Annotated in this window: 30 protein-coding genes and 1 pseudogene; 17 read left to right on the top strand and 14 right to left on the bottom strand. The window is 60.8% G+C overall.

The window, feature by feature from the left end:
• Positions 1–72 precede the first annotated feature (72 nt).
• Together R3F64_RS04295 and R3F64_RS04290 are read left to right on the top strand one after the other, a co-directional pair.
• Positions 73–750 (top strand): DsbA family protein, encoded by a 678-nt coding sequence (locus R3F64_RS04295; RefSeq protein ID WP_332609998.1) that lies wholly within the window; start codon positions 73–75, stop codon positions 748–750.
• Entirely contained in the window at positions 747–1,982 is a 1,236-nt protein-coding gene (locus R3F64_RS04290; RefSeq protein WP_332609997.1) for a M23 family metallopeptidase, read from the top strand. The genes R3F64_RS04295 and R3F64_RS04290 overlap by 4 nt, the downstream gene beginning before the upstream one ends.
• 310 nt (positions 1,983–2,292) lie before the next feature.
• Here R3F64_RS04290 and R3F64_RS04280 read toward each other — a convergent pair whose 3' ends face one another.
• On the bottom strand, positions 2,293–2,751 hold the full coding sequence (locus R3F64_RS04280) for a MerR family transcriptional regulator (protein WP_035414193.1): 459 nt from the start codon (positions 2,749–2,751) through the stop codon (positions 2,293–2,295).
• A gap of 89 nt (positions 2,752–2,840) precedes the next feature.
• Between R3F64_RS04280 and R3F64_RS04275 the strand changes: the two genes are divergently transcribed.
• The 7 genes and pseudogenes from R3F64_RS04275 to R3F64_RS04245 all read left to right on the top strand — a co-directional run bounded on the left by R3F64_RS04275 (position 2,841) and on the right by R3F64_RS04245 (position 10,208).
• Positions 2,841–5,036: a heavy metal translocating P-type ATPase gene (locus tag R3F64_RS04275; protein WP_332609994.1), complete on the top strand. Its 2,196-nt coding sequence runs from the start codon at positions 2,841–2,843 to the stop codon at positions 5,034–5,036.
• Positions 5,033–5,491, top strand: a pseudogene (gene lspA, locus R3F64_RS04270) (signal peptidase II); the annotation flags it as partial. The gene R3F64_RS04275 and the pseudogene lspA, both read left to right, overlap by 4 nt.
• A 78-nt stretch (positions 5,492–5,569) precedes the next feature.
• Complete coding sequence (gene lnt, locus R3F64_RS04265) at positions 5,570–7,042, top strand: apolipoprotein N-acyltransferase (RefSeq protein WP_133483796.1); 1,473 nt, start codon at positions 5,570–5,572, stop codon at positions 7,040–7,042.
• Positions 7,043–7,071: 29 nt separating this feature from the next.
• A complete protein-coding gene (locus R3F64_RS04260) occupies positions 7,072–8,145 on the top strand; it encodes a L,D-transpeptidase family protein (protein WP_332609992.1) in 1,074 nt (357 codons plus the stop codon).
• Positions 8,146–8,292: 147 nt separating this feature from the next.
• On the top strand, positions 8,293–9,177 hold the full coding sequence (locus R3F64_RS04255; protein ID WP_229359159.1) for a cytochrome c oxidase assembly protein: 885 nt from the start codon (positions 8,293–8,295) through the stop codon (positions 9,175–9,177).
• A complete protein-coding gene (locus R3F64_RS04250; protein ID WP_199284349.1) occupies positions 9,155–9,619 on the top strand; it encodes a copper chaperone PCu(A)C in 465 nt (154 codons plus the stop codon). Before R3F64_RS04255 ends, R3F64_RS04250 begins: the two co-directional genes overlap by 23 nt.
• Positions 9,620–9,644: 25 nt before the next feature.
• Entirely contained in the window at positions 9,645–10,208 is a 564-nt protein-coding gene (locus R3F64_RS04245; protein WP_229332954.1) for an SCO family protein, read from the top strand.
• A 154-nt stretch (positions 10,209–10,362) separates the two neighbouring features.
• On the opposite strand, the gene R3F64_RS04240 is transcribed toward R3F64_RS04245, so the two are convergent.
• From R3F64_RS04240 to merT, 8 genes are read right to left on the bottom strand one after another with little or no spacing between them, the layout of a single operon-like run.
• Positions 10,363–11,325, bottom strand: coding sequence for an arsenic resistance protein (locus tag R3F64_RS04240; protein ID WP_136255744.1), 963 nt, complete (start codon positions 11,323–11,325; stop codon positions 10,363–10,365).
• A 16-nt stretch (positions 11,326–11,341) separates the two neighbouring features.
• Positions 11,342–11,665, bottom strand: coding sequence for a rhodanese-like domain-containing protein (locus R3F64_RS04235; protein ID WP_199284351.1), 324 nt, complete (start codon positions 11,663–11,665; stop codon positions 11,342–11,344).
• 15 nt (positions 11,666–11,680) lie between these two features.
• Positions 11,681–12,130: a hypothetical protein gene (locus R3F64_RS04230; RefSeq protein WP_035414209.1), complete on the bottom strand. Its 450-nt coding sequence runs from the start codon at positions 12,128–12,130 to the stop codon at positions 11,681–11,683.
• 54 nt (positions 12,131–12,184) lie between these two features.
• Positions 12,185–12,523 (bottom strand): ArsR/SmtB family transcription factor, encoded by a 339-nt coding sequence (locus tag R3F64_RS04225; RefSeq protein WP_035414210.1) that lies wholly within the window; start codon positions 12,521–12,523, stop codon positions 12,185–12,187.
• Between the two features lie 46 nt (positions 12,524–12,569).
• Complete coding sequence (gene merA, locus R3F64_RS04220; protein ID WP_136255741.1) at positions 12,570–13,976, bottom strand: mercury(II) reductase; 1,407 nt, start codon at positions 13,974–13,976, stop codon at positions 12,570–12,572.
• Positions 13,969–14,226: a mercury resistance system transport protein MerF gene (gene merF, locus R3F64_RS04215; RefSeq protein WP_332609975.1), complete on the bottom strand. Its 258-nt coding sequence runs from the start codon at positions 14,224–14,226 to the stop codon at positions 13,969–13,971. The genes merA and merF overlap by 8 nt, the downstream gene beginning before the upstream one ends.
• A 2-nt stretch (positions 14,227–14,228) precedes the next feature.
• Positions 14,229–14,525 carry a mercury resistance system periplasmic binding protein MerP gene (merP, locus tag R3F64_RS04210; RefSeq protein WP_035414214.1) on the bottom strand — a complete coding sequence of 99 codons (297 nt, stop codon included), beginning with the start codon at positions 14,523–14,525 and terminating at the stop codon, positions 14,229–14,231.
• Between the two features lie 12 nt (positions 14,526–14,537).
• Positions 14,538–14,888: a mercuric ion transporter MerT gene (gene merT, locus R3F64_RS04205; protein WP_035414216.1), complete on the bottom strand. Its 351-nt coding sequence runs from the start codon at positions 14,886–14,888 to the stop codon at positions 14,538–14,540.
• A 71-nt stretch (positions 14,889–14,959) separates the two neighbouring features.
• Here merT and merR point away from each other — a divergent pair, with 71 nt between their 5' ends.
• Together merR and R3F64_RS04195 are read left to right on the top strand one after the other, a co-directional pair.
• Complete coding sequence (merR, locus tag R3F64_RS04200) at positions 14,960–15,367, top strand: Hg(II)-responsive transcriptional regulator (protein WP_035414217.1); 408 nt, start codon at positions 14,960–14,962, stop codon at positions 15,365–15,367.
• Between the two features lie 664 nt (positions 15,368–16,031).
• Entirely contained in the window at positions 16,032–17,687 is a 1,656-nt protein-coding gene (locus tag R3F64_RS04195; protein ID WP_332609974.1) for a hypothetical protein, read from the top strand.
• 122 nt (positions 17,688–17,809) lie between these two features.
• Here the strand turns inward: R3F64_RS04195 and R3F64_RS04190 are convergent, their stop codons facing one another.
• A complete protein-coding gene (locus tag R3F64_RS04190; RefSeq protein WP_240724931.1) occupies positions 17,810–18,130 on the bottom strand; it encodes a helix-turn-helix domain-containing protein in 321 nt (106 codons plus the stop codon).
• Positions 18,131–18,186: 56 nt separating this feature from the next.
• A complete protein-coding gene (locus R3F64_RS04185) occupies positions 18,187–18,906 on the bottom strand; it encodes a YagK/YfjJ domain-containing protein (protein WP_199284353.1) in 720 nt (239 codons plus the stop codon).
• 764 nt (positions 18,907–19,670) lie between these two features.
• Here R3F64_RS04185 and R3F64_RS04180 point away from each other — a divergent pair.
• From R3F64_RS04180 to R3F64_RS04160, 5 genes are all read left to right on the top strand, one after another.
• Positions 19,671–20,003 (top strand): hypothetical protein, encoded by a 333-nt coding sequence (locus R3F64_RS04180; protein WP_084075875.1) that lies wholly within the window; start codon positions 19,671–19,673, stop codon positions 20,001–20,003.
• Positions 20,004–20,144: 141 nt separating this feature from the next.
• Entirely contained in the window at positions 20,145–21,113 is a 969-nt protein-coding gene (locus R3F64_RS04175) for a DUF932 domain-containing protein (protein WP_199284354.1), read from the top strand.
• A gap of 95 nt (positions 21,114–21,208) precedes the next feature.
• Positions 21,209–21,394 carry a hypothetical protein gene (locus R3F64_RS04170; protein ID WP_035414223.1) on the top strand — a complete coding sequence of 62 codons (186 nt, stop codon included), beginning with the start codon at positions 21,209–21,211 and terminating at the stop codon, positions 21,392–21,394.
• 11 nt (positions 21,395–21,405) lie between these two features.
• Positions 21,406–22,143 (top strand): ERF family protein, encoded by a 738-nt coding sequence (locus R3F64_RS04165; protein WP_332609966.1) that lies wholly within the window; start codon positions 21,406–21,408, stop codon positions 22,141–22,143.
• A 60-nt stretch (positions 22,144–22,203) separates the two neighbouring features.
• Complete coding sequence (locus R3F64_RS04160) at positions 22,204–22,815, top strand: lambda exonuclease family protein (RefSeq protein ID WP_035414226.1); 612 nt, start codon at positions 22,204–22,206, stop codon at positions 22,813–22,815.
• A gap of 213 nt (positions 22,816–23,028) precedes the next feature.
• On the opposite strand, the gene R3F64_RS04155 is transcribed toward R3F64_RS04160, so the two are convergent.
• From R3F64_RS04155 to R3F64_RS04145, 3 genes are all read right to left on the bottom strand, one after another.
• On the bottom strand, positions 23,029–23,214 hold the full coding sequence (locus tag R3F64_RS04155; RefSeq protein WP_035414227.1) for a helix-turn-helix transcriptional regulator: 186 nt from the start codon (positions 23,212–23,214) through the stop codon (positions 23,029–23,031).
• A 61-nt stretch (positions 23,215–23,275) separates the two neighbouring features.
• Positions 23,276–24,496, bottom strand: a complete 1,221-nt coding sequence (locus R3F64_RS04150; RefSeq protein ID WP_035414229.1) for a tyrosine-type recombinase/integrase — start codon at positions 24,494–24,496, stop codon at positions 23,276–23,278.
• Between the two features lie 375 nt (positions 24,497–24,871).
• The gene (locus R3F64_RS04145) at positions 24,872–25,750 is read right to left on the bottom strand and encodes a YicC/YloC family endoribonuclease (protein WP_264824971.1); all 879 of its coding nucleotides are present in this window, start codon (positions 25,748–25,750) and stop codon (positions 24,872–24,874) included.
• Between the two features lie 158 nt (positions 25,751–25,908).
• Between R3F64_RS04145 and rph the strand changes: the two genes are divergently transcribed.
• Positions 25,909–26,631: a ribonuclease PH gene (rph, locus tag R3F64_RS04140; RefSeq protein ID WP_332610609.1), complete on the top strand. Its 723-nt coding sequence runs from the start codon at positions 25,909–25,911 to the stop codon at positions 26,629–26,631.
• Positions 26,632–26,635: the final 4 nt, after the last annotated feature.

Here is a 26,635-nt window from a genome sequence, read left to right as displayed (position 1 = left end):
AACAGCGGTTGAGATCCACTCAGCAGTCCTCTGGTCTTGCTTTCCGTTTAACCACTTGAATTAGAGAAGTCAATGTACAAAAAAGCGACGTTTATCCTGGTTGGCGCGTTGATGCTGACCGCCCTCATCGTGATCGTAGCGAGACCCTCGTTGTTGGGCATGGGCGCCGAGGCGGCCAGCCAGGATGGCGCTCAGGCCGAAAACTCTCTGGTGCGCTCACACTCGCCTGTTCTGGGGCCGGAAGAAGCGCCGGTGACCATCGTGGAGTTCTTCGACCCGGCCTGTGAGGCCTGCCGTGCCTTCTATCCGCTGACCAAGCGCATCCTGGAAGCCTACCCCGAGAAGGTGCGGTTGGTGGTGCGCTACACGCCCTTCCACGGAGACGTATCCGAAACCGCCATTCGCGTGCTGGAAGTCGCCAGGCGCCAGGACGTATTCCAGCCGGTGCTGGAGGCGTTGCTGGCTCGGCAGAGCCAGTGGGCGGCTCATGGCAGTGTCGATGAGGAAGCGATCATGGAGATCGCCAGCGAGGCCGGACTGGACAGAACCGTAGCCGAAGAGCAGCTCAATTCACCAGAGGTACAGGCGGTCTTCGACCAGGACAAGGCTGACGTCGAGGCCAACCAGATCAGCAAGACGCCGACCTTCTTCGTCAATGGCGAGCTGTTGGACCCCTTCGGCATGCAGGAGCTGGTCGACGCCGTTAACCGTGAGGTAGCCGAGGTCTCCGGCGAAGAGGATGCATCATGACACGACGCTGGTTGCTAGTGGGACTGATGGTCCTTAGCCCCGTGTTGGCCGAAGCCCGTTGGCAAGAGCGTGCCGGATTATCACTGGCCAAGCCGGCACCGGCCAGGGCACAAGCTATCGCGAAGGTGGGTCGCGTCGCCCAAGAGCTCACCGTGGCACCAGGGGATACCCTGGACGCACTGCTGCAGCAGCTTGGTGTGGATGCCGAGCTGCGCGCCCAAGCGGCGACCTCGCTGGCGAACAGGTTCGACCCAAGACGATTGCGGCCCGGAGATCGTATCACTTTCACCTCTCTGGCGACGGGACAGCCGGTGTCGGTGGCCATCGAGCGTGACTCGGGTATTCAGTACGTGGTCACGCTGGGTGGGCGTCCGTCGACGCGCATTGTCCAGCCTCGCCTCGACACCCTGACCCTGGGTCGTGAAGTAGATGTCAAGACGTCACTCTATGCCGCCTTGGAGGCTGAGGAGATACCCAGGCGTTTCGCAGCAGAGCTTGACATGCTGCTGGGCGGACTCATGGACACACGCCGGGATATCTCGGGTGGCGAGCGTCTGCAGTTACTGTGGGAAGAAGATCGCCGTGAGGATGGCACTCGAGTCGGGTCTCCCCGTCTGACCTATATGGGGTTGGCTGACCAGGCGGAGCGGCTGGAGATGGTATGGCCGGCGGACCAGAGAGCCAGCGTGATGCTCTTTAAGGACGGTAGCCTCCAAGACACCTTGCAGTTCCCGATTTTCGGCGCACGCCTGACATCCCCCTTCGGCAACCGGCGCCATCCCGTGTACGGCGGGGTCCGACGTCATGACGGTATCGATCTTGCCGCGCCTCGCGGCACCCCGGTCATGGCGACGGCGCCGGGGCGCGTCTCCTTCATCGGTCGCCGGGGAGGTTATGGACGTGTTGTCGAGGTAGAACATGATACGGACACCATCAGTCGCTATACGCATCTCAACCGATTCGCCGCCAGCCTGGCGGTCGGGGACTCTATCAAGGCCGGCGACAAACTGGGTGAGGTAGGGGCCTCCGGACTCGCCACGGGGCCCAACCTGCACTACGAAGTGAGGGTGGATGACCGCCCCGTGGATCCCCTCGAGGAAGGGCAGCGCCTCATTCTGAGTGAGTCACCCACACGCCAGGAGTATCGCAGCGCACTGTTCGAGGCTCGGACACGTCTGCAAAAAGCCATCGGAACGTCCGCTGCTTCCGATCTGGCCGCATTGGAGAACTGACAAGCCTTTAGGTGGACTTGCTGTGAAACACGCCTCGGTGGGCACAATGTACCTAGCGTCGCGTGACGCTACAGCCTCAGCGGCACTCACTTCACACGGGCAGGGGTTATGGAAGGTGTCTCGCCAGTCACGCTGGGGGTTTTAGGCAGCCTCGCCGCCGGCGCGATGATGTATGTCATTAGCCACGAGATCATTCCCCAGGCCCACCGCAGCGGTCACCAGAACAAGGCGACCCTGGGCTTCTCTATGAAGTTGGTGATCATGCTGTTCCTGAATGTCTCAACTAGGGCACGCTGGGACGCACAGGAGGTTATCCCAAATCGTGAGCGCCTTTGTGGGCTGCCTCACTGATACACAACTGGTGATCACTCAGCACCTCGATGATGCGACAGCTCTCGACCTTGCCGCCGGCACACTGGCTCACCATCCGCCTGAGTTCGTCACGCAGTGCCGAGAGCCGCTGCAGCCGCGACTCCACTTCCTCCAGGTGATGCTTGGCAACGGCATCGACCTCCTGACAGGGCATGTCGGGCTGGTCTGACATCGCCAGTAGCTCACGCACCGCATCCACCGAGAAGCCGAAGTCTCGGGCATGGCGAATGAAGGTCAGCCGCCTGACGGCTTCTTCGCCGTAGCGCCTCTGCCCACCCTCGGTACGCGATGCATCGCCCACCAGCCCGATGCGCTCATAATAGCGCACCGTTTCAGGCTTGCAGCCGGCGCGCCGTGCCAGCTCGCCGATACCGATGGTAGGGCTAATCTCCGGCATCCTGATGCTCCTCTCGCATGACTTGAACCTGTAGTTGCTACAGGGATTATGCTTCCGGACAAGATTAAGACATTCGGAGAGGCAGCGCCATGACCGAACCAACGCAAGGCACCATCCCGTCGACGCTGACACTGCAGGTGGAAGGCATGGACTGCGGCGGCTGCGAGCGCAAGGTAGAGGCCGCTCTGGGCCGCCTGGAGGGCATCGGGGAGGTGTCGGCCAGTTCGGTCACCGGATCGGTGAGGATTCACCCTCAACAGGATACGACGCCTTCTCATGAGGCGATCGAGCGGATCCTTAACGAGCTCGGCTACCAGCTTGCCACCGATGATGAGGGAGATGAGGCGGATGCCGCTCCGGCCTCTTGGTGGCAGACCGCCAAGGGACGCTTGGTGCTCGTCACGGGGGGGCTGCTGGCTCTGGCCTTCGTTCTCCGCCTGGTCTGGCCTAGCCTAGGCAACTGGCCCTTCGTCGCGGCCACCCTGGTGGGGTTGGTGCCCATTGCACAAGGCGCCTGGGGTGCGCTGAAGATGCGCAACCCCTTCACCATCGAGATGCTGATGAGCATCGCCGCCCTGGGCGCCCTGGCTATCGACGCCGCCGCCGAAGCGGCGGTGGTGGTCTTCCTGTTCGCCGTGGGCGAACTGCTGGAGGGCGTGGCCGCCTCACGGGCGCGACGCAGCATCTCGGCCCTGGCGGACCTGACGCCGTCCACGGCGAGGCTGATGGAGGATGGGGATACTCGTGAGGTCTCGGCCGCCTCGCTCACGCCTGGGCAGCGAGTCCTGGTGCGACCGGGCGACCGCGTGCCCTGCGATGGGCGTATTCTGACCGGCGAATCCGACCTGGATGAGTCACCGATCAACGGGGAGTCGGTGCCCCGCTCGCGTGCCCCGGGGGACGACGTCTTTGCCGGCACGGTCAACCTCGATGCCGCCCTGGAGGTGGAGGTAACCCGCGGCGCCGAGGACAACACCATCGCCCGGGTGATCCGCCTGGTGGAAGAGGCCCAGGCCGCCAAGGCGCCGGTGGCGCGCTTCATCGATCGCTTCGCGTTCTACTACATGCCGGCGGTGGTGGGGCTCGCCCTGCTGATGGCGGTGGTGCCGCCGCTGGTCTCGACCATGGCCTGGTCGGAATCGGTCTATCGCGCCCTGGCCTTGCTGTTGATCGCCTGCCCCTGTGCCCTGGTGATCTCGACCCCCGCGGCGATCGCTGCCGGCCTCTCGGCGGGCGCCCGGCGGGGCCTGCTGATCAAGGGCGGCGCGGTACTCGAACAGCTGGGCAAGCTGCGCACGGTGGCGTTGGACAAGACCGGCACCCTCACCGCCGGCACTCCCCGTGTCACCGACGTGGAGGACTGGGCCACCGGCCAGGGCGAAAACGAGATCCTGAGGCTGGCAGCCGCGATGGAACGTGATTCTAGCCATCCCATCGCCACGGCCATCCTCGCCCATGCGCAGCAACAGGGCCTGTCGCTTCCCCTGGCCAGCGAGAGCCGCGCCCTGTCGGGCTTGGGCGTCGCCGGCCGGGTCGAGGGGCGCGAGCTGGGCCTGGTCACGCCTCGCCACCTGGCCGAGCGAGTCACGCTGGATCATGACCTGAACGTCCGGATCGCCGAGCTGGAGGGTGCCGGCAAGAGTCTCGCCCTGCTGGTCGAGAGCGAGCGTCCCCTGGGACTGATCGCCGTTCGCGATGAGCCGCGTGAGGACGCCCGGGAGGGGCTCGCCGCCCTGTCACGTCTCGGCGTCGAGGCCGTCATGCTCAGTGGTGACAATGCGCGTACCGCCGCTGCCATCGGTGGCTCGCTGGGCATCGAGGCCCATGGCGAGCTGATGCCCGAGGACAAGGCCCGGCGCGTGCAGCAATGGCAGGCCACCGGACGCGGGCCGGTCGGCAAGGTGGGCGACGGGATCAACGATGCCCCGGCACTGGCGGCGGCCGATGTCGGCATCGCCATGGGCGGCGGCACCGACGTGGCACTGGAAACGGCGGATGCGGCCCTGCTCAAGAACCGCGTCACCGGCATCGCCGAGCTGATCGACCTGTCTAGGGCCACGCTGCGCAACGTCAAGACCAACGTCGCCCTGGCGCTGGGCCTGAAGGCTATCTTCCTGGTGACCACGGCGCTGGGCATCACCGGCATGTGGATCGCGGTGATGGCGGATACCGGTGCCACCGTGCTGGTGACCCTGAACGCCATGCGGCTGCTGGGCTATCGCTTCTCACCAGGGACCGCCATGAGCGGCTCGGCAAGCCCGCGCTACCAGGCAGCCACGTCATGAGAACGAAACGGATAGCGATGGCGCCGCAGAGCCGCTACTGGTTGGCACTGGCCGTTATGGTCGGCCTGGCCGACCAGGTCATCAAGGGACTGGTGCAGGCGCTGATGCCGTATGGCCAGACCATCCCGCTGACCCCATTCTTCAACTGGGGTCACTGGTGGAACACGGGGGCGGCCTTCAGCTTCCTCGCCGATTCAGGTGGCTGGCAGCGCTACCTCTTCCTCTGCCTGACAGGAATAGCGGCTATCGTGCTGACGTTCCTGTTGTGCAGGCCCAGGCCCCGCCTGGAGGCGCTGGGGTACAGCTTGATGCTGGGTGGCGCGCTGGGTAATGGCATCGACCGCCTGGCGCGAGGGTATGTGGTGGACTACCTGGACATCTACTGGCGAGAGTGGCACTGGCCCGCCTTCAACCTGGCGGATATCGCCCTGTTCCTGGGTGTCATTACCTTTGCGATGGCGGCCTTGCATGAACGTCCCTCCCCAGGTTGTCCGAGTGACGGCATGGATGCACAGAACCCGCCAGTCCGGGACATGACGCTTTTCGGACGGCTCTCTCCGGTCCTCGGCTGTTTGCTGGCCCTGACCGCCGGAGGGTTGACCACCCTTAGTGCCGCGCCCTTCACGCTGTGGTGGCTGGGCCCGGTGGCGGTGGCCCTGGTCTATGTCGGCATCCATGCCCTGACACCCGCTCAAGCCGCCCTCCGCGGTTGGTGCTATGGCGTGGGCCTGTTCGGCTCCGGTACCTCCTGGGTCTTCGTCGCGATCCACGACTATGGCGATACGGGGGCGCTCCTGGCGCTCTTCCTCACCGGTGTGTTCGTGGCCAGCCTGGCGCTGTTCTATGCCGTGCCCTTCTGGCTCTATCGCCGCGTCACGGGCCCACGCCTGGCCTTCCTCAGCTTCGCCGGCGCCTGGGTACTCAGCGAGTGGCTGCGCACCTGGCTGTTTACCGGGTTTCCCTGGCTGCTGCTGGGCACGTCCCAGGTAGACTCGCCGCTGGCGGCCTGGGCCCCGGTGGGCGGCGTCTATTTCCTGTCGCTGATCACCGCCCTGACAGGCACCCTGGGCGTGGAGCTCCTGCGCCGCCGCTGGTGGGCCGCGGCGCCCATCGCCGCTCTCTGGCTGACTCCCCTGGCCCTGCCGTCCCAGTGGACCTCGCCGGCCGGCGAGCCGCTACGGGTCGCCCTGCTGCAGGGCAACCTGGCTCAGTCGATCAAGTGGACGCCCGAAGGCCAGCGCGAGGCGGTCAACATCTACACGTTGTTAGCACGAAAGCAGCCCGACGAGCTCGACCTGATGGTCTGGCCGGAGGCGGCCCTGCCGATGTTCGAGGAGAAAGCGCGGCCCATACTGGAGCGGGTACAGTCCAACCTGTCGCCCGACACCGCCCTGCTCACCGGCATCCTGCAGCGCGACGGCGGCGACAACTACAACGGCGTGATCGGCCTGGGTAACGCCGAGGGCCAGTATCGTAAGGTGCGTCTGGTGCCTTTCGGCGAGTACCTGCCGCTGAAGCGCCTGTTCGCCGACACCATCGCCTTCTTCGACCTGCCCATGCCGACCATGACCCCCGGGGCCGAGGCTCAGGGGCCGATCCACGCCGCCGGAACCACCATCGGTAACGCCATCTGCTACGAGATCATCTATGCCGATCGTGTCGCCGAGCAGGCGCGCGATGCCGAGCTGTTGCTGACGGTCTCCAACGACACCTGGTTCGGCCGCTCCATCGGCCCCCTGCAGCATCTGCAGATGGCCCGCCTGCGTGCGCTGGAGAACGGCCGGTACCTGATCCGCGCCACCAGCAACGGCGTGACCGCCATCGTCGATCCTCAGGGCCGTGTCATGGCCCGTGCACCACAGTTCCAGGCGACGAGCCTTCGCGGTGAGGTGCTGCCCATGGTGGGAAACACGCCGTTCACCCGAACCGGTAGCTGGCCCACCTGGCTGTTGGCCGCCTTACTGGTGCTGCCTGGATGGCGATTCAACACACGTCGGTCTGGATGATAAGGGTCCAGCCGAAAAGGGAGAGAATGATGGCGTTATCCGAATCCCACTCTGGCACAGCGAGGAAATCTCCATGGTGGCAGCTTCGAACACGCACACTGGTGGGAGCGCTGGCAGGCTGGCTTGCGTTCATCGGCGTTGCTCAGGCCCAGGAGGAAAACAATTGGCCCCTCGGCCACTATCCGCTGCCTGAACAAGGCAATGTGATCGGCGACACCTACCGCATAACGGTGGAGGATCGAGAAGATACCCTGCTCGATATCGCCAGGCGGCACAACCTGGGGTACAGGGAGATCGTGCGCGCCAACCCGGACGTGAGCATCTGGATTCCCGGCGAGGGTGCCGAGGTGACCATACCCGGACGCTTCATCCTGCCCCCTGCAGAGCGCACTGGCATCGTCATCAACATCGCCGAGCTGCGCCTTTATTATTATCCCGAGGTGGATGACGACGAGACGCCACGTGTCGAGACCTATCCTATCGGCATCGGTCGCGAGGGCTTCGATACGCCCCTCGGTGTGACCAAGACCACCATGAACATCAAGAACCCCGCCTGGTACCCACCCGAGTCGGTCCAGCGTGAAGCCAGGGCACGTGGTGAAGAGGCACCCAGCGTGGTGCCCCCAGGCCCGGACAATCCGCTGGGAGACCATGCCATTATCCTTGGATTCGATGGCTACTTGATCCATGGGACCAACCAGCCGGATGGTATCGGCATGCGTGCCAGTCGTGGCTGTATTCGCATGTTCCCTGGGGACATCGAGTCGATCTTCGACCGCGTGCCCGCCGGCACCCAGGTCCGAATCGTCAACCAGCCCATCAAGATCGGCTGGCATGAAGGGCAACCGCTGGTTCAGGCATTCCCGCCCCTGGAGGGGGAGGGGAACAGCATGTCCACGTTGGTAGAGACCATCACCCGTCTCAACCAACACAAGGCCGAGGGCTGGAGCTTCGATTATGAACAGCTTCGCGGCCTATTGGATGCCCCCAGTGGTCGCATGGTAGCCCTGAATCCCAAGCCGGAGCCCGCGTCGGATCCGGATAAAACGCATGACACAGACTACCAGGGTATCTACGCAGAAATCGCGCTGAGCAGGCCATGACGACGACAACATGGCGAGTCTTGTCAGTCTCGTGACGCTGACGTCGGTCGCGGATGATCCAGGATCTATAGCGCTCTACATGACCATTGGCGTTGCGTTTATAGCCCCACCTTGCCGCATGGCGCGGTGGGCTCCTAGTCTCACCGTTTGCATGCCGATTCTGGGGAGGGACGGGCTATCGACCTCGACGTTGCTCTGGGCTACCTGCTGCCGTGGGAGTTCTCGCTGGCCTGGTCGGGGGCCTGCCTGCTGGCCATCGTGCTCTACCTGCGTGGCCTCCGGCAGCGCCGACGGCGAGGCGAGGCCACCGGCGCAGGTCGAGTCCTTGCCTACCTGCTGGGTGTCGCCACCATCTATGGCGTCACTCAGACCCATTACGACTACCTCGCCCAGTACATGTTCTTTACCCATCGGGCTCAGCATCTGGTATTGCATCACGCCGGTCCCTTCCTGATTGCCCTGGCCGCCCCCCTGCCGGTACTGACGGACGGCTTGCCGACCCGAATCAGACACTTTTCAGGATGGAGGCCGGTCGCGCGCCTGCTGCGCCCTGTATACCGGACGCTTCAGCATCCACTGATCGCTCCCGTACTGTTCGTCGGGCTGATCTATTTCTGGTTGATTCCCGAGGTCCACTTCGATGCGATGCTGAGTACCGACCTGTATCAAGTGATGAACTGGAGCATGGCGCTGGATGGGTTGCTGTTCTGGTGGTTGATCCTGGATCGCCGCACGCCGCAGCAGGGCGGCCTCGGTTACGGCAAGCGCATCGCCATCCTGCTGGTGGTGATTCCGCCGCAGATCGTGCTGGGGGCCTATATCGTCTTCAGCCGGAGTGTCATTTTCGATGTCTATGAGGTATGCGGGCGCGCCTGGCCGCTGGACCCTCTGACTGACCAGCTCCTCGGTGGCCTGTTGACTTGGGTACCGGCCACGATGATGAGTGCCATCGGGGTTCTGATCATTCTCAGCTTTCTGTTCCGTGATGCCCGCAAGGAGGATGCCGCTGATGTCTCTCACGCCACACCCTAGTCTGCCGCGACTAGCGAAGGGCTGGTGCTCGACCTTCCTGCTGCTGATCGCGACGTCCGGCACGCTGGCGGCTGCCGAACTGGAGGTCAGCGAGGCGCGTCTGCGGCTCCTACCCGGGGACCTGCCCGCGGCAGGCTATTTCACCCTCACCAATACCAGCGAGAAGGGCGTCACCCTGACAGGAGCGGATAGCCCCGCTTTCGGTAATGTCATGATGCACCGCAGTGTCAATCAGGATGGCGTCACCCGCATGGAGCCCGTCGCCCAACTGGAGCTGGCGGCGGGGGAGCAGGTCGAATTCGCCCCGGGTGGCTACCATCTCATGCTCATGAAGCGGGTTCGCCCCCTCGTCGTTGGTGACGACGTCGAGGTGAATCTTCATTTCGCCGGCAATCAGCGACAGCGTGACACGTTCCGCGCCGTGGCGCCGACAGCACAGTAGGGGGAGCAGGATGCGCCGATGCATCATGGCACTATTCGTGACGCTATGGCTTGCGGGCTGCAGCGATCCAGACTGGCAGACCAAGGATATCTCGGGGCTGATGCCTTCCCTGGCGTTCGAACTCATCGACGAGAACGGGAATACGGTGAGCGCCGATCAGTTCCTCGGCAAGACGACGCTGCTGTTCTTCGGCTTCACCCATTGCCCCGATGTCTGTCCGACCACCCTTTCGCGTCTCGACGCGGCCACCCAACGCATGGATGAAACCGCGCGTGATGAAATCCAGGTGCTCTTCGTCTCGGTGGATCCTCGCCGCGATGACGCCGAGACACTGGATAGCTACACCGACGCCTTCGGCCCCCAGTTCATCGGCCTCACGGGGGATAAAGCGGCACTCGATAAGCTGACACGCCGCTATCGGGTGACCTACGGGTATGGCGAAGAAGACAGCGAAGGGAACTATGATGTGTCGCACTCCAGCGCTGTCTTCGCCTTCAATGCCCAGGGAGAGGCGCGCCTGCTGATCCGCGACAGCGACCCCATGGAGGCCGTGGTTGCCGACCTTGGAAGGCTTGCCAGCGGTGCCTGAGTAGTCACCGTCCATCGCCCCTATCTTCCGTCGAGGATCGGGATGGGGATTACCTAGGAGTACGGTGCAAGGTTCGTCGTTGCGCCTTGAGGCAGCTGAACACCACGTTCGATCACCTTTCACTCCTGGAAATTGGGTCAGAGAGCTGCAAGGGCTATGTGTGAGAGAGCTCCGGGATCAATTTACCCATCCATCTCAGGTACACCACCATGCCGAAGAGTTCAACCAGCGACTGGAAGACGATAACCACCACGGCGGCCTGCCAGGCCTCGGGCAGCGTCAAGGCGATGGGCAGCACCACGAAGGAGTTGCGGGTGCCGAAGCTGAACGTCAAGGTTCTGGCCGAGCGCGTGGGCAGCTGAAACAGTCTACCGAGGGTCTTGCCCAGGAAAGCGGCGAAGATCAAGTAGACGACGAAGATCAACAGCACCTGCAGTAGCACCCCGCTGAGGCCGGCCACGGTCGTCACCTGCGATGCCGCGATGACGAAGACCACCAGCGCAAGCAGTGGCACGGGCAGCATGCCCAAGCCATGAACCCACCGTCTGGCATTGAGGTGACGCTCGGCCAAACGCTCGGTCACCCAGGCCAGGGCCAAGGGGGTGATAATCAATCCCGCAAACGCGCCGAGCAGGTGGCTGCTGAGTACGGTCTGAAACCATTCCACGCCCAGGAAGAGCCAGAGATAGACGGGCAAGGCCAGCAACTGCACGAGCAATAGCACTGGCGTGGCGGCAATGGCCCGGCCGGCATCGCCCTTGCCGAGGTGGGTAAAGCTGATACACCAGTCGGTACAGGGAACGAGCAACACCAGCAGCACGCCGGCCTGCACGACGGGTGGCAGGGGGATGAAGGTCATCATCCCGCCCAAAACGAGGGGAATCACAACGAAGTTGCCAAGCAGCAGGGCCGCCAGGAAGCGCCAATCCTTGAGGCCCTGGCCGATCCGCGTCAGGGGCACCTGGGTGAAGGTGGCGTAGAGCAGCCCGCCGAGCAGTGGCCAGAGAATGGCTTCCAGCCAGGATGTCGTGTCCGGCTGGCTCAGCCCGACGGCTAGGCCAGCCAGGATGAATATCAGATAGATCCAGGATTGCTGCCGTTCCATCCAATCGCGCATGGGATAAAGATCCTTCTCAGTATTCCAGTAACAAGCCTTCAGCCTTCCAGGCCCTTTTTCCACCCACATAGTGGTAGACCTCGGTGTAGCCGAGGCGGGCCAGGCGTTTGGCGGCACGGCCGGCCCGCTTGCAATCCTCGCTAGCGCAGTACACGACGATGGTCGCTTGCCTGTCGGGTAGCCGGCGGGGCGCTTCGTCCAGGATGTCGTCGGAGACGATGTTGATGGCCCCCGGCAAGTGCCCCTTGGCGAAGCTATCGGCCGGCAGGTTATCCACCAAGAGGAAAGTTAGGCCACGGGCCTGCCAGTCACGGAGGGTCGCGGTATCGATCGTTGGCATGGTGAAGCTCCGGTCTCAGGCTTGAGACGGCTTGACAAGGTAGCGGTCCAATCCCCAAAGCAGTAGGCCAAACAGCAGGTGCGGCACGGCGGACGCTATGATCAGCTTGGGACTGATCGCCAGACCCGCGATACCCCAGCCCACCACGGGAAAGAACACCACCAGGATCACCGCCCAAAGCACGGCGGCCAGGCCCAGCGCAGTCAGCAAGGTCTTGCGTGGGAAATAACGCACGAACACCACCGACCAGAAAGTCACGTAGGCCGTATGGAAAAGCAGGCCGACTGGCAACGGCAGAGACCGCCCCAGCAGAGTCTCGGCGAAGGCCAGGGAGGGCGGCTTTGGAAAAGGCGATACCCCGGCTTTCAGCAATGCCACCATCACGATGGCGGTCAGCGCCGACACCGCGATGCCGATGCCGATAGACCTGAGCCAAGAAGGTTTGGCGCGAGTGGTTTGGATCATCTTGCGCTCCTCTTGATGACGTTGATGAGTGATCTTTGAGAAACCGGCGGCACTTTACCGGCTGCCGGAGGTGGGGCAGCGGGGGCCACAGCTGGCGTCTGACTCACGACAGCAAGCGCCGACCAGGTGGTCCGTCATTGCCAGCAAGGCGTCGAACTCCGCGCGGTAATAGACGAACTGGCCCTCGCGGCGCGACGCAACCAGGCCTGCGACCGCGAGTTTCTGCAAGTGGAAGGTCAGTGCATTCGGCGCCGTACCCAGCCGCTCGGCGAGCTTGCCTGCCGCCAGGCCGGCAGGCCCTGCCGCCGCTAGCTGACGAATGGCCGCCAGGCGGACGGGGTGAGCAAGAGCTGCTAGCTTGGCTGCCACGAGATCATCATCATATTGGTTCATAATTCAACTTTAGATGAAACAATGATTTCATGCAATATTGAAATTATTACCCCGCACAGCAGGACAATTGCGTCACATCCTTGGTGAAGGTCTGCGCACAGAGCTTGAGGCCTTCCACCATGGTCAGGTAAGGGAACAGTTCGTCACCGATGTCCTGCACCGTCATGCGGGCGCGTAGCGCTATCACCGCCGTCTGGATCAATTCACCGGCTTCTCCTGCCACGGCCTGCACGCCGAGCAACCGCCCCGTTTCGCGTTCGGCCACTATCTTGATGAATCCTTCGGTGTCGAAATTGACCAGCGCACGCGGCACGTTCTCCAGGTCAAGCACGCGGGACTCCACGCTGAAACCTTGCTCGAGTGCCTCGGCCTCCGTCAGGCCGACGGTGCCCACCTGGGGGTCGGTAAACATCACGCCCGGCATGGCACTAAGGTCCAGCCTGGCATCGCCTCCCGTCATGTTGACGGCGGCCCGACTGCCCCCGGCGGCGGCGACATAGACGAATTCCGGCTGGTTGGTGCAGTCACCGGCGGCATAGAGGCTTGGTACCGTGGTTTGCAAGTGCTCATCCACCAGTATCGCCCCGCGCACGGTTTCCACGCCGATGCTCGCCAGGTTCAGAGCCTCGGTATTGGGTGTCCGTCCGGTGGCCACCAGCAGTTGGTCCGCATGAAGGGTCCCGGCGTTGGTGTCCAGCACGAACTCGCCATTGGTGTAGTCCACGCGGTTGGCCTGGGTCTGGTTGAGCACCTCGATGCCCTCGCGGTAGAAGACTGCCTCCACGGCCTCACCCACCGCCGGGTCTTCCTGGGAGAGCAGGCGGCTGCGGGCCAGCACCGTGACCCGGCTGCCCAGCCGAGCGAAGGCCTGGACCAGCTCCAGGGCGACAAACCCCGCGCCGATCACGATCAGCCGCTCGGGGATGCTGTCCAGTGCCAGCGCGCTGGTGGAGGTCAGGTACGGCGTCTCGGCCAGCCCCGGCAACGGCGGTTCTGCTGGTCGAGCGCCGCTGCCGATAAAGGCGCGATCGAAGCGAACGGTCTGCTCGCCGCCCGCAGTCAGCTTGACCTTCAGGGTATGGGCATCGACGAACCGGGCCTCACCGCTGAGCACCGTGATGGCCGGGTGGTCGCGGAGTATGCCTTCATACTTGGCATCGCGCAGTTCCTCAACCCGTGACTGCTGTTGTTGAAGCAGCCTGGCCCGATCTACCACCGGCGCCCAGGCGCTGATACCGCCGTCGAAGGGGCTCTCCCGGCGCAGATGGGCGACATGCGCGGCGCGGATCAGGATCTTCGAGGGCACGCAGCCGACGTTCACGCAGGTGCCACCGAGGGTGCCACGTTCGATCAGGGTGATGCGGGCGCCGCGCTCGGCCGCCTTCAGCGCGGCTGCCATGGCCGCGCCGCCGCTGCCGATCACGACGATGTGCAGGTTCATGTCATCACTCATGAGGGGAATTCCTTGAATCTTTAGGGGTGTTGTCACCACAGGCGTCGTATTGCTTCTTGCGCCATAGCGCATAGAGGGTCAGGCCGAGGAAGAAGGCCAGGGCAGGAAGCAGTACCACGTCCAGGTAGCCGGTCAGTGCCGCCAGGCCAACGGTGCCAAGCAGGATCACCAGGATGGGCGTGAAGCAGCACAGCGCCACCAGGACGGTGCCAATCACGCTTGCGCGCAGCAGGGTCTTGGGGTTCTTCATGGTCACTCCCGATCCGCTTCCGAGGGTGCCGGGGTTGAGGGGTAGCCGGCGTTGGTGGTGGCGTCGGTCAATGCTTCGACGGACGTTCGTGAATCGTCGAAGGTGACCACCGCCTCACGATCCGGGTAGCTCACATCGACTTGCGAGACGCCGTCTACCTTGTTGAGGGCGGCCTTGACGGTGAGAGGGCAGGCGGCACAGGTCATGCCCGGCACCGACAACGTCACGGTCTGCGGGGCGGCCCAAGCTGACGTGGCGAGCGTCGCGGAAAGCGCAATACAGGCAGCGAGTCGTTTCATGGCGTTCTCCTCTTAATAGAACAGGGGCAGGAGATAAGGAAACAGCAGCGCGATCAGCACCAAGGCAGCGACGATCCAGAAGATGGCTTTATACGTCGTGCGAACCTGTGGCATCGCGCAGGTTTCGCCTGGCTTACAAGCGGTGGCAGGCCGGTAGATTCGGCGCCAGGCGAAAAACAATGCCACCAGTGCCACTCCCACGAAGAGCGGGCGATAGGGTTCCAGGGCCGTCAGGTTGCCGATCCAAGCGCCCGAGAAGCCCAGCGCGACCAGCATGAGCGGCCCGAGACAGCAGGTTGAGGCCAGGATCGCAGCGAGGCCGCCGGCTGCCAGGGCACCACGACCGTTCTTGGATTCCGTCATGAGGTTGTCCTTCTGAATTCTTGGCCGATACGCTAACGTTACTTCCGTAGTCAACTACGGAGTCAAGCTCGATGAATGAGGCACCGGAAAATCTGACCATCGGCACCTTTGCCCAAGCGGCCGGGGTCAATGTGGAGACGATCCGCTTCTATCAGCACAGGGGGTTGTTGCCGACGCCGGAGCGCCCTCCTGGCGGCATCCGGCGCTATGGCAGCGCCGACGTGGCGCGCGTGAAATTCGTGAAAGCGGCGCAGCGGCTGGGATTCAGCCTGGACGAGATCGGGCAGCTACTGACTCTGGAGGATGGTGCTCATTGCAGCGAGGCGGCGGAACTGGCGTCACAGCGGCTTGACGACGTGCGCGCCCGGCTGGCTGATCTGACCCGCGTCGAGGTCGCCTTAGCCCGGCTGGTCGATGAATGCCATGTGCATCAAGGGAAGGTGTCGTGCCCGTTGATCGCTGCCCTGCATGACTGGTAGGTCATGCAGGGGCTTGTCGATGTGGTGCTGCCAGCTTCTGACATTCCGTGCAGCCATCTTTTGAAACTCACAGTCTTGAAGAACTCCGACATGCGATGCAGCGAAGACCTTGACAGCTGTTGGCGGCCAGCAGGGCGTCCATGATGGAGTTGATACGTCTGTTGGGTGAAAATTTCATGCTTGGCCTCGCTGGTTAGTGGGCTGTGGATAGAGATGGCGACGTTATTGCGCCATGCCGCCTTGTGCGGCGTTTTATGTCGCTACCTAATGATTTCCGTATCTCACGGCATAAAAGCGGCCCTGGGCCGCTGTGCGCCATTTCGTGGGACAGAGGGTGGTGATCGAGACGATAAGTCGCCTCTACTGTCTTGGCCTTGTAGTCGCCTAGCTTGAGAAGCTTGAGGTATCACCGCTAACGAGGGGGATCGGGAAGAGCGGGTGCCAGAGGTCCGTGTGATAGGCTTTGCGAGATATTCGATGGCGAAAAGGCACGAGGTAGGGAATGACGGATCATAGTCAGGATAACCACGAGTCTCATCCAGTGGGACACGAGGGAGCCAGTACCAAGCACCGGCGGCAGAGGTTTGGCCTGAGTGAGCATTGGCGTGAGCAAGCTAGGAAGGTGGCTTCTGATGAGCTTGATGATGCCGCAGAGACTTCACCTATGCCCGATACAGGAACCTCTTTTTCGTTTCCCAATGCATCACACGATGATGAGCCACCGGTCACTGTGAAGTCGCTCTTTCACGACCCCGAAACTCAGAGCGTACTCAATGCACCTTGGCCCTACAGCCCATCGGAACCTGTGTTAAGCAATGAGCCTGCTGCTGCTCGTTTTGCCTTTCCTGGTACAAACCAAGCGCCCAAGCAATCTCGCCGCGATAAGCAAGTAGAAGATGTTATTTCCATGCTCCAGGGGCAGTTTTTTCTCACTCATAATGAGACGAGAAGCCCTCTGCTGACCAATAAGGCGACGGGCGAAACCTTGCCGTATATGGATCCAGTGATCCTTGATCGTGTGAAGGGAGCGTATTGGCGAGCATCCTCTGGCAGTCATCAGGATGTCTCCTACGGTGTTATTAAGTCTGCTATCAACAACTTCGTTGATGGTGCTACCCCTCAATCTGTGTTGCCGGTTTACGGCCGTGCGGGCGTCGAATTTAACACCGGGCGACGCGCGCTGGTACTTGGAGAAAGCTGCTTGGTTTTCTCGCCGGGTTTATCGAGCTATGAGGTTTTGGCTGGGATTCCCCATGTCATGCCTCGCGAAAGCTGGGCGGTTGACTTGCCCGATAATGTTGGGAATATTCGCCCTCAATCGATATCTATATTGTTCGATGTCACTTTGCTACCGAAAGATAGTGACCTGCTGATAATCGCCTGGATGGTCATGGCTTGGCGCTCAGATAGCTCGCCCGTATTGCTCGAGTTGTTAGGTGAGGCGAATTCTGAGTTGATTGACTCACAGAAGATGCTAAAGACCATCATAGATCCGGCTAGCACCCTTCTCGAAAGCGAGTTTCCCAATACGATAAAACAGCTTGATATTCGGGCGCAGTGCCATTACCTGTTGAGTTTTCATCAAGTGGATACGCTGTCAAAAAATCAGCAGAGAGGCCTGCTTTCGATCACGCAGGGAAAAACAGTGGAGTGGAGAACCAAAGCGAAGCGTTCTGGGGTTGATCTCACCGTTCGTTGCGTGTGCTTACTGAATAGCAGTGAGAGCATAGTGACCTATGCGCCGCTATCCGATGCTACCTTGAGCATTGAGCTGGATGATGCAGGAGGGGGCAACCCTCAAAATGCTGTGAAGGATCGCAGCATGGCGGAGAGAACCATCATTCATGGCCTCCTCCAAGTATTTGGCCATGTTAACCAGTTCTGGAGCCATGTTGAAAATGATCGTCAATTCGACCGCTATGGCGGTTTGCGAGACCTATGCCGGATAGGTGTGCTGGTGGCTGATGCTTTGGGTCGGGATACTGCCGAATTCTGGCAACAACTCGATGCCAACCAGCAAAGTCGTCGCGATTATGAGCTGGAGGAGAATCCTGTCGCGATGGCCGTGAAACGTCTCATTGATGCGTCGGAGGATGGACGGATAGAGGCCACGGTCAAGGATTGGCTTGTGCTGCTCGATGGGTATCGCCCTGAGCCTGATCCTTCAGGTGCCTGGCCTGTCACGTCCCGAGGGTTGGCGGCCAAGTTCAAGCAGAGCAGGAGTTTGCTTGCGACGTTCGGGATTCAGCTTGTCCCTCTTGAGAAACGTGGCCCCTATGGGCGCTGGCGTGCCTCATGCGATGCCTCTCGCCAGCAGTAGCGATGGGCTACTTAGAGCGTGAAAGCTGGTATTGGGTTAGACATTGTGACTTTTAAAACTTAAAAAACATGAATATGGGCATCCAGAGGTGCGCATGCTGGCTTATATTCCATCGCAATGTCTCAATCTCCATCGCTATGGTTGGTTTCTACCCACTGTCTGAGCAGAGCATGGCCGACCCCCGAGGGCAGACGTCGACCCTGCTCCCACTCCTGCAGGGTCCGCACGCTGACCCCTAGCTCAGCCGCCAGCGCTGTCTGGCTCATGCCACGAATCCGGCGCAGGGCCATGACGTCACGTAGCAGTCGACGGGTGGGTTCCTTGCGTTCCATCCGGGCGAGACGACGATCACCCCAGGGATCGTGGGATGACGATCCTGCTTGGCTGTCACGCGTGTTGTGAGGGATCGAGAGGGAAGGAAACATCGAAGTCGGAAACATCATCAGGCACCTTGTTGGAAGAGTCAGAACGGGTCCGCCCAAGACGGACCCATACCATGTCACTCAGTGATCAAAGACGACTGCTTTGGAAAGCGGCTGCCGTCGAAGACGTGAGCCCTCTGGCCGAATGGCTTGCTGTAGGCCTTGCACAGATAGCTGGCCATGTACATCGCCTCATTCATGGCTATTCGGTCATGCCGATGCAGGACGCAGGACCAGGGCTCTTTGGTGACTGGGTCTTTGCAGACATGGATCAGCTGACGGAAACGTGGGTCATCATGATCGAAGCCCATTGCCTTCAACCAGGAGCGCATCATGCGGTGGTAGAGGTTGTTTCGCGAGTAGGCCCCGTCTCCATCTGGCGAGAAAGATCCAAGGCAATCGTAGGCATTCTTGTTGAGAAGGATCATCAGGTGGTAGTGCGGTTTGTCGCTGTTGACCTGTTCACGTGCCCATAGGTAATGCAGCTGGGTGGGGAACTTGGTCTTCCGCCGCTTTAGCTCGTAGCGAAAATTGTAGAAGAACCGTGCCAGCACGCAGTTGTTCTCATGCATGAGCAGGCGCGGCATCTTACCTGGAAAGCGAAGGTCTACACGAAAGGCGAAGGTGGTGGTGTTGATTCGTGTCACAGTATCAAGTGTTTGGTAGGAGCGTTCGAGATAGTCCAGAATTAAAGGGTCACCTTTTTCCTGCTGCACCTCAAATCCACGATAGGTATCTTCATAGTACAGGCGCAGCTTGTCGTTGAGTGGATGACGAAGGGGTTGATGTTGAGACATGAGGAGATACCTCGCTGTGGGAATGGTGAAAGATTCCGCAGCGATGGTCTTGTCGGTCGACAGGGAGATGATAGGGAATTGTAGGCGTTGACATGGACATGATGCTGACGATCATCTGAGCTTCACGTCAGGCGTTTTCCAGATGTCTGTCAGGTCAATCCTAGAAGGTTATGTTGGATGATGATTCTATAGGGAGTGGTCTGTGTGGGACCACTCCTTGGATGATCTTCCATGATCCTGGATGGGCTTTCACAAGTGAGCCCATCATGGCCAAGTAACCCATCCTTGTAGACCCTGTTATGTGCCTAGTGAATCTCCCTATAATACTTACCCGTCAGTGACGCATGTCAAAATCCCAGGGAAACCCTATCCCTGGATATGCCAATCGCCCCAGTTTCCTGGCGAATGAGGTGTCACTCACTTTTCCGGGAAATTCCGTTTTCGATCCGTACAAGACACCGCGACGCGATGACGTCACGGTTTCGCTGCACCTCATCTCACAGCGATGTAAAACATTACGTCGTCCCGACTCGTCATCCTGGAATCCATCGGGCGGATGTTCTGAAACATGTTCAGGAAGCCGGCGGAGGCCGCAAACCCCGGCTTTTTTCCGTAGCTGACGTATACCCCGATGATCCAGCGGGTGTGTCGCCCAGGATTCTGCCCGTTGTCGATTCAACCGAATCTTAAACCTGTACTACCTCCTTGAAGCCCCAAACGGACGGCTTCGTTCTCATGTCTTTCCCGATGGAGGAGGTAGTGTCATGTCCATGTCTTGTCCCAGCTGTAGCGCGTCGCGGGTGGTGTCGCGCCATCATGGGCGAAAGGTAGGAGGCTCCACGGGGGCGGTGGCCGGTACCGCTAGTGGAGCAGCCGGTGCCTGGAGTGGCGCCGAGGCCGGTGCCCTGGTGGGCGCAGTCGGTGGTCCGGTAGGGATCGCCGTCGGCAGCATCGCCGGAGCAGTCTTTGGTGGACTGATCGGCGGCACCGCGGGTGGCGTCGCCGGGGCTCGTCTGGGTAGCGAGCTGGACAACCAGATGCTCGACAATCTCGAGTGCCGCGCTTGCGGCCATACCTTTCGCCCCCACGTCGACTGATCCCTCATTACAAGCTCTCGCGCCTCCATCACTGCTTTGGTGGTGGCCCCTCGAATCTCTTTCTCAACATGCTCACGGTTGGCCCGCTTTCTTTGGAGAGCGGGCCGTTATGCCGTGTTCGTCTCTCAAGGAGCTATAGCTATGGCACATCAAATCGAACACATGGCTTACGTCGGTGACACCCCCTGGCATGGGCTGGGACAGCAACTGTCTCGTCATCAACCACTAGAGGTCTGGCGGCAGCAAGCTGGCATGGACTGGCACATTGATGAATCCCCGGTGCGTTTCATTGCCGATGGCGCGGGCCACCTGGGAAGCATCCACTCTTTCCCGGAGCAGAAGGTGCTCTACCGCTCCGATACCAAGGATCCGCTGTCGGTCGTCTCCCAGCGTTACAAGGTGGTGCAGCCGGAAGAGGTGCTGGAGTTCTACCGTGATCTGACCGAATACGCGGGTTATGAGCTCGAGACCGCCGGGGTGCTCAAGGGCGGTCGCAAGTTCTGGGCACTGGCCCGCAGCGGCCTGGGTGCCGCCCTGAAGGGGCAGGACCAGGTCAACGATTACCTGCTGTTGGCGACGTCCTGCGATGGCTCTCTGGCCACCGTCGCTATGCCGACCTCGGTGCGGGTGGTCTGCAACAACACTCTGTCCATCGCCGTGGACGGCATGTCGCAAGGAGTGAAGGTGCCGCACAGCACTGAGTTTCGGCCGCAGCTGGTCAAGCAGCAGCTGGGTATCTCCGTGTCCCAGTGGGACGACTTCATGTATCGCCTGAAGACCCTGGCCGAGCGCAAGGTTAGCCAGGAGGAGGCGAGGACCTACTTCCAGTCGGTGATCTGCAACGCCGAGGCGCCGCTGGAGGATCCGTCCAAGCTGCCCAACGTTCGCGCCCTCAACCGCGCCCAGAAGCTCTATCAGGGTGAAGGGCGGGGCTCTCGGCTGTGCACGGCGCAAGGCACCGCCTGGGGGCTACTCAACGCGGTCACAGAGTACGTGGATCACGAGAAGCGCGCCCGTAGCAACGACTATCGCATGGACTGCGCCTGGTTCGGCCAGGGCGCCGGCCTCAAGGACAAAGCGTTAGAGTCCGCCCTTGCGCTGGTGGCCTGAACGGGGTCCTAAGCTCTCCCTACCTCGCCTTTTCCCTACCACGGCATAGCGCCCGGCCCCTCAAAGGCCGGGCGTTTTTGTTTTTGGAGGTACCGATGCAACCGCTCATGACATTCGAGATCTGCCATGCCCTGACCCAGCTGACGCGTCAGTTGCTGGAGGCTCGCGAGCAATCGACCGAGACCCACGTGCTGGCCAAGGGCCAGGTCTATCGCGTGGCCGTGTCCCTGGAGCCGGTCCCGACCGAGGAGCTCCCTGAAGTCATCCAACGCTATCGATAACGGAGGCCATCATGGCAACCCACATTCATCCCAAGACCGCCGAGCAGGCACCGATCGCTCAAACCACCCAGGACAGCACCGCGATTATCCAGGTGATCGAGCGGGCCGCCCTCAATCCCGAGGTCGACATCGACAAGATGGAGCGCCTGCTGCAAATGCAGGAGCGGGTGCTCGACCGGCAGGCGCTGATGGCCTATAGCGCCGCCATGGCGGCCATGCAGACTGAGCTGCCGAGCATCGCCGAACGCGGCAAGACTAACAACGGCCACTACGCCACCCTCGAGGACATCGTCGATACCGTGCGGCCGATCATGAAGAAGCACGGCTTCGCGGTGAGCTTCCGTATTCAGACCCAGGAACGCGGCATTCAGGTGACCGGCGTGCTGATGCACCAGGACGGTCATCGTGAAGAAACCAGCATGCTGTTGCCGGCCGATACCAGCGGCAGCAAGAACGCCGTGCAGGCCTTCGGCTCCTCCACCAGCTACGGCAAGCGCTACATACTTTGCGCCCTGCTTAACATCACTACCCGCGGCCAGGAGGACAACGGTCACGCCGCCACCCCGGTCAAGCTGGTCACACCCTTCCAGGCCGGACAGATCCGGCAGCTGATCGCCGCCTGTCCCCCGGCGACTCAGGAATGGTTCGTCGGCAAGTACGCCGAGGCCGAGCAGGTACCGCGCAGCGACTTCGACAAGCTGCGTGCCTCCCTGCAGAAGCGGGCGCAGCCCAACCATCAACATCACTGACCGGCCGGCGAGGGGCCTCCCCTCTCTGGCCTATGCCGTGTCATCGAGAAGGAGATCGTCATGCAGATCCTGACACTGGAACAGGGCACGCCCGAGTGGCATGCCGCCCGTCTCGGCATCGTCACCATGTCCGAGCTGAAGACTCTGCTGGTCAAGGGCAAGGGGCCGGGAGGCTTCGGTACCGGTGCGATGAGCTACATGCATCAGCTGATCGGCGAGCGCATCACCGGCGAGCCCTCCGATGCCTTCCAGGGCAACGCTCACACCCAGCGCGGTCATGAGCTGGAACCCGTGGCCCGGGAGCTCTATCACGAGGCCGCCGGCCTGCCCCAACTGGAGCAGGTCGGCATCATCCTCAACCACGGGGTGGGCTACTCGCCCGACTGCCTGGTCGACAGCAATGGCCTGGTCGAAATCAAGACCAAGCTGCCCAAGTACCAGATCGAGCTATTGCTGGCCGACGAGCTGCCCCAGGAGCACGTCGCTCAGTGCCAAGGCGGGCTGTGGGTCAGCGAGCGGGAGTGGATCGACTTCGTCAGCTACTGGCCGGGCATGCCGCTGTTCGTGAAGCGTGCCTACCGGGACGAGACGATGATCCGCACCATTGCCAAGCGGGTTGAGGCCTTCTACGAGGAGCTTGATCGTCGCATGGCCATGGTCATGGCGGCCTGATGCCTGATGAAAACCTGGTGGATTTACACACCTAGTGGTTGGCAGTGAGGAGGTAGTGTCCTTCGCTGAGAGGGGATGCCGTTGAAAAAATAACATGATAATGCCGACACAGCTTCCTGCTTAGGAAGCTGTGTCGGCTGGTGGAGCGGTATTTTTTTAGTCGGCGGGAATGTTGCGGCTAGGTGGAATGACGAGCGTGTTTTTTTACCCTGTTTATGCAAGGTCTCTTTCGGCTATTTTTTCTAGGATCCAGTCCTGAATTTCTTCCTCTACCCAGGCGACATTTCTTTCTCCCAAGGATACTGGTTTTGGGAATCTTTCTTCGGAAATGTATTTGTAAATGGTGGAGCGTGCAAGACCTGTAAGGCTGGTGACATCTTTAAGCTTGATTAGTCTCATGGCGCTTTCTCCAAAATTGGCTCATGAGATGTTGTTGGTGTGTAGAAATTTACGTTGTGAGTTAGGGAAGATTTATTGCAGGGCCAAGAAGGTTTGCGACCTTGATAATCGCTTCTTTTCGCTCGTCGAAGTAGTCGTAACGGTCGTAGATGCCTTCGACGCCCTTGAGCTTGTGATTCAAGCAACGCTCCGCGACATGCCCCGGTACACCAACCGCAGCGAGTAAGCTGCGGCAGGTGCGGCGCAGATCATGCACAGTAAACTCGGTGATATCGCCCATCCGGTTCTCTGGTTGCGGCTTCTTGCCAGGCTCCTTGCCAAATAGCTTGGCAATGGCACGATTCAGCGTGTCTTTGCCCATGTGGGCCCGCTTACTGCTGCGGCGATTAGGAAAGACATAGTCCGAGCCGCAGGCACGGATCTTGAGCTCTTCCAGCCAGCCGATGGTTTGCGGTGGGAGGGGAATGACGATCCCGGCGCCTGTCTTGCTGCGCTCACCGCTCAGGTTCCACCGGCCGTTCTTCAGGTCAAATTCTGACCACTGGGCTTCGGTAAGTTCGGTCTTACGTACCCCCAGGACGAGCAGTAGCGCGCAGGCGAGGTAGTTGTCGCGGCTGAAGCTGTCGCTATTGTCTCTGAAGGCTTGGAAAACGTTGCGAATCTCATCGAGGCTCAAAACCCTATCGCGGCTTTTCTCAATACCGCCTGCGTCGTTGACGTTGAAGGCTGATGCTGGGTTGTAGGTTAAAATTCCCAGTTTTATGGCGTGGTTGAACATCTGTTTAAGATACATCAGTGTGTCATTAGCTATTGTCGGCCTACCACTATTTGTTACTCGTCTAATTATTTCACGGATATCAATTGGGGTGACAGCATCCAGCGATCTACCCCCGATGAGGGGCGCCACTTCTTTTTTGTATATCCGCTTTGGAATAGCTGGGTGCTTGAGTCTTCTCTCTAGCTCCGGGTACCAGTCAGCAAACAGGTCCTCCACTGTCCTGATCAAGGCCTGGCTATCGCGTTTGCGTTCCTCGATGGGGTCAAGGCCTTCGCGTATAGACTTCTGGTTTTCAACCGCTTTCGTCCGAGCCTCGGCGAGAGAGAGGTGGGCATGTTTGCCCAGCGTCATCTCACGCCGCTTGCCAAACAGCGTGTATCGCAACATCCAGTAAGGAGTTCCTTTCCTCGGTATCATCAGGTACAGACCGTTGCCGTCGCTGTAGCGCCCTGCTTTACCCTCCTTGACAAGCGACTGGCTCTTCTTGGCGGTAAGGCTTCCCATTATTTCCTCTCGTCCCCCGTTGAAAATAAAACAAACGACCGTTTGATAGCTGCTCGGGCTAGGCTTGGGCTAGATAGGCGGCTCAATGTCATATGAGCTCGTCACTGGCGCCCAGTGGACCTTTTTGCAACGGCATTTAGAGTGCCAGCGGGCACCTCCCCCACTTTCTCCCGGTCATGCACTCGGATCGACATGGTTGGGGAGTATCTGTAAGGGTATGTGTCGGAGGGAGGAGAGGCAATGCTTTTTCTCCCCGGATTACTCCCCGATATGATCTGGATTTCCGGAGGGGTTGGTGGACCTTGGTGGACTTCTTATGTCTTTTTTTCTTTGAAAAACAATAGTTTAATGGTTTTTGATGGCCTTTGGTGGATGCTACTCGATATTCTGGATCTGTTCCCGCATCTGCTCGATCAGCACCTTTAACTCGACCGCGCAGCGGGTCGTCTCGGCGACGACGGATTTAGACGAGAGCGTGTTGGCTTCGCGGTTGAGTTCCTGCATCAGGAAATCCAGACGACGGCCTTTTGGGCCTTTTTGTTTCAGTTGACGACTGACTTCGTCGACATGCGCCGTCAGGCGGTCCAGTTCTTCGTCCACATCGGCCTTTTGCGCCACCAGCACCAGCTCAGCTTCAAGGCGTTGGGGATCGAGGTCGGTCTTGGCGACCTCTAAACGCTCCAGCAGGAGGCGGCGCTGGCGCTCAAGAATCTGCGGCAGGAGGCTGCGCACGGTGGCGACCTGCTCGCTTACGGCGGCAAGCCGGGTGGTGATCATGACGGCGAGTTTCTCTCCCTCCCGGGCGCGGGCGTCAATGAGCTCATCCAGCGCCTGGTCGAACAGCGCCTTGGCAGCCGAGGTAATGGCCTCCTGATCCAGGTGCTGGGTTTCCATGACGCCGGGCTGGTTGAGTAGCGCAAGGGTAGTCGGCGGCACGGCACTGGGCACCTGCTGTTGAATAGCCGCCAGTGCGTCGGCAATCTCTTTTAGCCGCTTAGCATTCACGGCGGGCGCCTGATGGGCCTCGGTGGCCTCAAAGCGCAGGCTACACTCGACTTTTCCTCGTGCCAGGCGGGTACGCAGTGTTTCACGAAGCGTCGGCTCCAGGTCGCGCAGGGCATCGGGCAGGCGGAAATGGGGCTCTAAATAACGCTGGTTCACCGAGCGGATTTCCACCTGCAAGGTGCCAAAAGGCGCAACCTGCTCGGCGCGGGCGAAGGCGGTCATGCTGTGTACGCGACTGGAAGCGGCCATGGTTCATCCTGTTGGTCAAAAACGATTAATGATGCATTGCCAACAGTCTACCCGATAGGCCAATCAGCGCACGCCCAGACGTGTACAATGGGGGCTTTTCCTAGTGACACGTTGATTGAGAGGTACTATTTGTGAGCAGTGCTAAGCGTCCTGATGTTGTGCGTCCCAGCGGTCGCGAGGCCGACCAGCTGCGTGATATTCGCATAACCCGCGATTACACCCGCCATGCGGAAGGCTCCGTACTGGTGGAGTTTGGCGATACCAAGGTATTGTGTAATGCGAGCGTGGAAGCAGGCGTACCGCGCTGGCTGCGCGGCAAGAATCAGGGTTGGGTAACGGCCGAGTACGGCATGCTGCCCCGCGCGACCCACTCGCGCAGTGGCCGCGAGGCCACCCGCGGCAAGCAGGGCGGCCGTACGCTGGAGATTCAACGTTTGATTGGCCGCAGCCTGCGCGCCGCAGTGAATTTGAAGAAACTGGACGAGTTCACCATTACGCTGGATTGCGATGTCATCCAGGCCGACGGCGGGACCCGCACCGCAGCGATTACCGGTGGCTGCGTCGCGCTTGTGGATGCGATCCGCTACCTGCAGCGCGATAAAAAGATCAAAGGTGACCCCTTCAAGCAGTTGGTCAGCGCGATTTCGGTGGGTATCTACAAAGGCGTGCCGGTGCTGGACCTGGACTACCCGGAAGACAGCAAGGCCGACACCGATCTGAACGTGGTGATGACCGAAAGCAACGAGTTGATTGAAGTGCAGGGCACCGCCGAAGCAGGCGCCTTCAATCGTGCCGAGCTGAATGCCATGCTCGATCTCGCCGAGAAAGCCGGCGACGAGCTACGTGAAAAGCAGCGCGAAGCGCTGGGTATTCGAGGCTGATAAG

It is taken from the genome of Halomonas sp. 5021 (genome assembly GCF_036663435.1).
Lineage (GTDB): Bacteria > Pseudomonadota > Gammaproteobacteria > Pseudomonadales > Halomonadaceae > Vreelandella > Vreelandella janggokensis.
This window is presented reverse-complemented; position numbering and strand designations above follow the sequence as displayed.

Bases quoted from the DNA above. Each gene is read 5' to 3' on its own strand.
- merR (WP_035414217.1), top strand. From the start codon at position 14,960: ATGAATGAGGCACCGGAAAATCTGACCATCGGCACCTTTGCCCAAGCG.
- R3F64_RS04280 (WP_035414193.1), bottom strand. From the start codon at position 2,751: ATGCCGGAGATTAGCCCTACCATCGGTATCGGCGAGCTGGCACGGCGC.
- merT (WP_035414216.1), bottom strand. From the start codon at position 14,888: ATGACGGAATCCAAGAACGGTCGTGGTGCCCTGGCAGCCGGCGGCCTC.
- R3F64_RS04235 (WP_199284351.1), bottom strand. From the start codon at position 11,665: ATGCCAACGATCGATACCGCGACCCTCCGTGACTGGCAGGCCCGTGGC.
- R3F64_RS04150 (WP_035414229.1), bottom strand. From the start codon at position 24,496: ATGGGAAGCCTTACCGCCAAGAAGAGCCAGTCGCTTGTCAAGGAGGGT.
- R3F64_RS04185 (WP_199284353.1), bottom strand. From the start codon at position 18,906: ATGTCTCAACATCAACCCCTTCGTCATCCACTCAACGACAAGCTGCGC.
- R3F64_RS04225 (WP_035414210.1), bottom strand. From the start codon at position 12,523: ATGAACCAATATGATGATGATCTCGTGGCAGCCAAGCTAGCAGCTCTT.
- R3F64_RS04175 (WP_199284354.1), top strand. From the start codon at position 20,145: ATGGCACATCAAATCGAACACATGGCTTACGTCGGTGACACCCCCTGG.
- merP (WP_035414214.1), bottom strand. From the start codon at position 14,525: ATGAAACGACTCGCTGCCTGTATTGCGCTTTCCGCGACGCTCGCCACG.
- R3F64_RS04170 (WP_035414223.1), top strand. From the start codon at position 21,209: ATGCAACCGCTCATGACATTCGAGATCTGCCATGCCCTGACCCAGCTG.
- R3F64_RS04275 (WP_332609994.1), top strand. From the start codon at position 2,841: ATGACCGAACCAACGCAAGGCACCATCCCGTCGACGCTGACACTGCAG.
- R3F64_RS04160 (WP_035414226.1), top strand. From the start codon at position 22,204: ATGCAGATCCTGACACTGGAACAGGGCACGCCCGAGTGGCATGCCGCC.
- R3F64_RS04250 (WP_199284349.1), top strand. From the start codon at position 9,155: ATGTCTCTCACGCCACACCCTAGTCTGCCGCGACTAGCGAAGGGCTGG.
- R3F64_RS04155 (WP_035414227.1), bottom strand. From the start codon at position 23,214: ATGAGACTAATCAAGCTTAAAGATGTCACCAGCCTTACAGGTCTTGCA.
- R3F64_RS04290 (WP_332609997.1), top strand. From the start codon at position 747: ATGACACGACGCTGGTTGCTAGTGGGACTGATGGTCCTTAGCCCCGTG.
- R3F64_RS04240 (WP_136255744.1), bottom strand. From the start codon at position 11,325: ATGCGCGATTGGATGGAACGGCAGCAATCCTGGATCTATCTGATATTC.
- R3F64_RS04180 (WP_084075875.1), top strand. From the start codon at position 19,671: ATGTCCATGTCTTGTCCCAGCTGTAGCGCGTCGCGGGTGGTGTCGCGC.
- R3F64_RS04190 (WP_240724931.1), bottom strand. From the start codon at position 18,130: ATGATGTTTCCGACTTCGATGTTTCCTTCCCTCTCGATCCCTCACAAC.
- merA (WP_136255741.1), bottom strand. From the start codon at position 13,976: ATGAGTGATGACATGAACCTGCACATCGTCGTGATCGGCAGCGGCGGC.
- lnt (WP_133483796.1), top strand. From the start codon at position 5,570: ATGACGCTTTTCGGACGGCTCTCTCCGGTCCTCGGCTGTTTGCTGGCC.
- R3F64_RS04145 (WP_264824971.1), bottom strand. From the start codon at position 25,750: ATGGCCGCTTCCAGTCGCGTACACAGCATGACCGCCTTCGCCCGCGCC.
- R3F64_RS04245 (WP_229332954.1), top strand. From the start codon at position 9,645: ATGGCACTATTCGTGACGCTATGGCTTGCGGGCTGCAGCGATCCAGAC.
- R3F64_RS04230 (WP_035414209.1), bottom strand. From the start codon at position 12,130: ATGATCCAAACCACTCGCGCCAAACCTTCTTGGCTCAGGTCTATCGGC.
- R3F64_RS04260 (WP_332609992.1), top strand. From the start codon at position 7,072: ATGGCGTTATCCGAATCCCACTCTGGCACAGCGAGGAAATCTCCATGG.
- R3F64_RS04195 (WP_332609974.1), top strand. From the start codon at position 16,032: ATGCCCGATACAGGAACCTCTTTTTCGTTTCCCAATGCATCACACGAT.
- R3F64_RS04165 (WP_332609966.1), top strand. From the start codon at position 21,406: ATGGCAACCCACATTCATCCCAAGACCGCCGAGCAGGCACCGATCGCT.
- R3F64_RS04295 (WP_332609998.1), top strand. From the start codon at position 73: ATGTACAAAAAAGCGACGTTTATCCTGGTTGGCGCGTTGATGCTGACC.
- merF (WP_332609975.1), bottom strand. From the start codon at position 14,226: ATGAAGAACCCCAAGACCCTGCTGCGCGCAAGCGTGATTGGCACCGTC.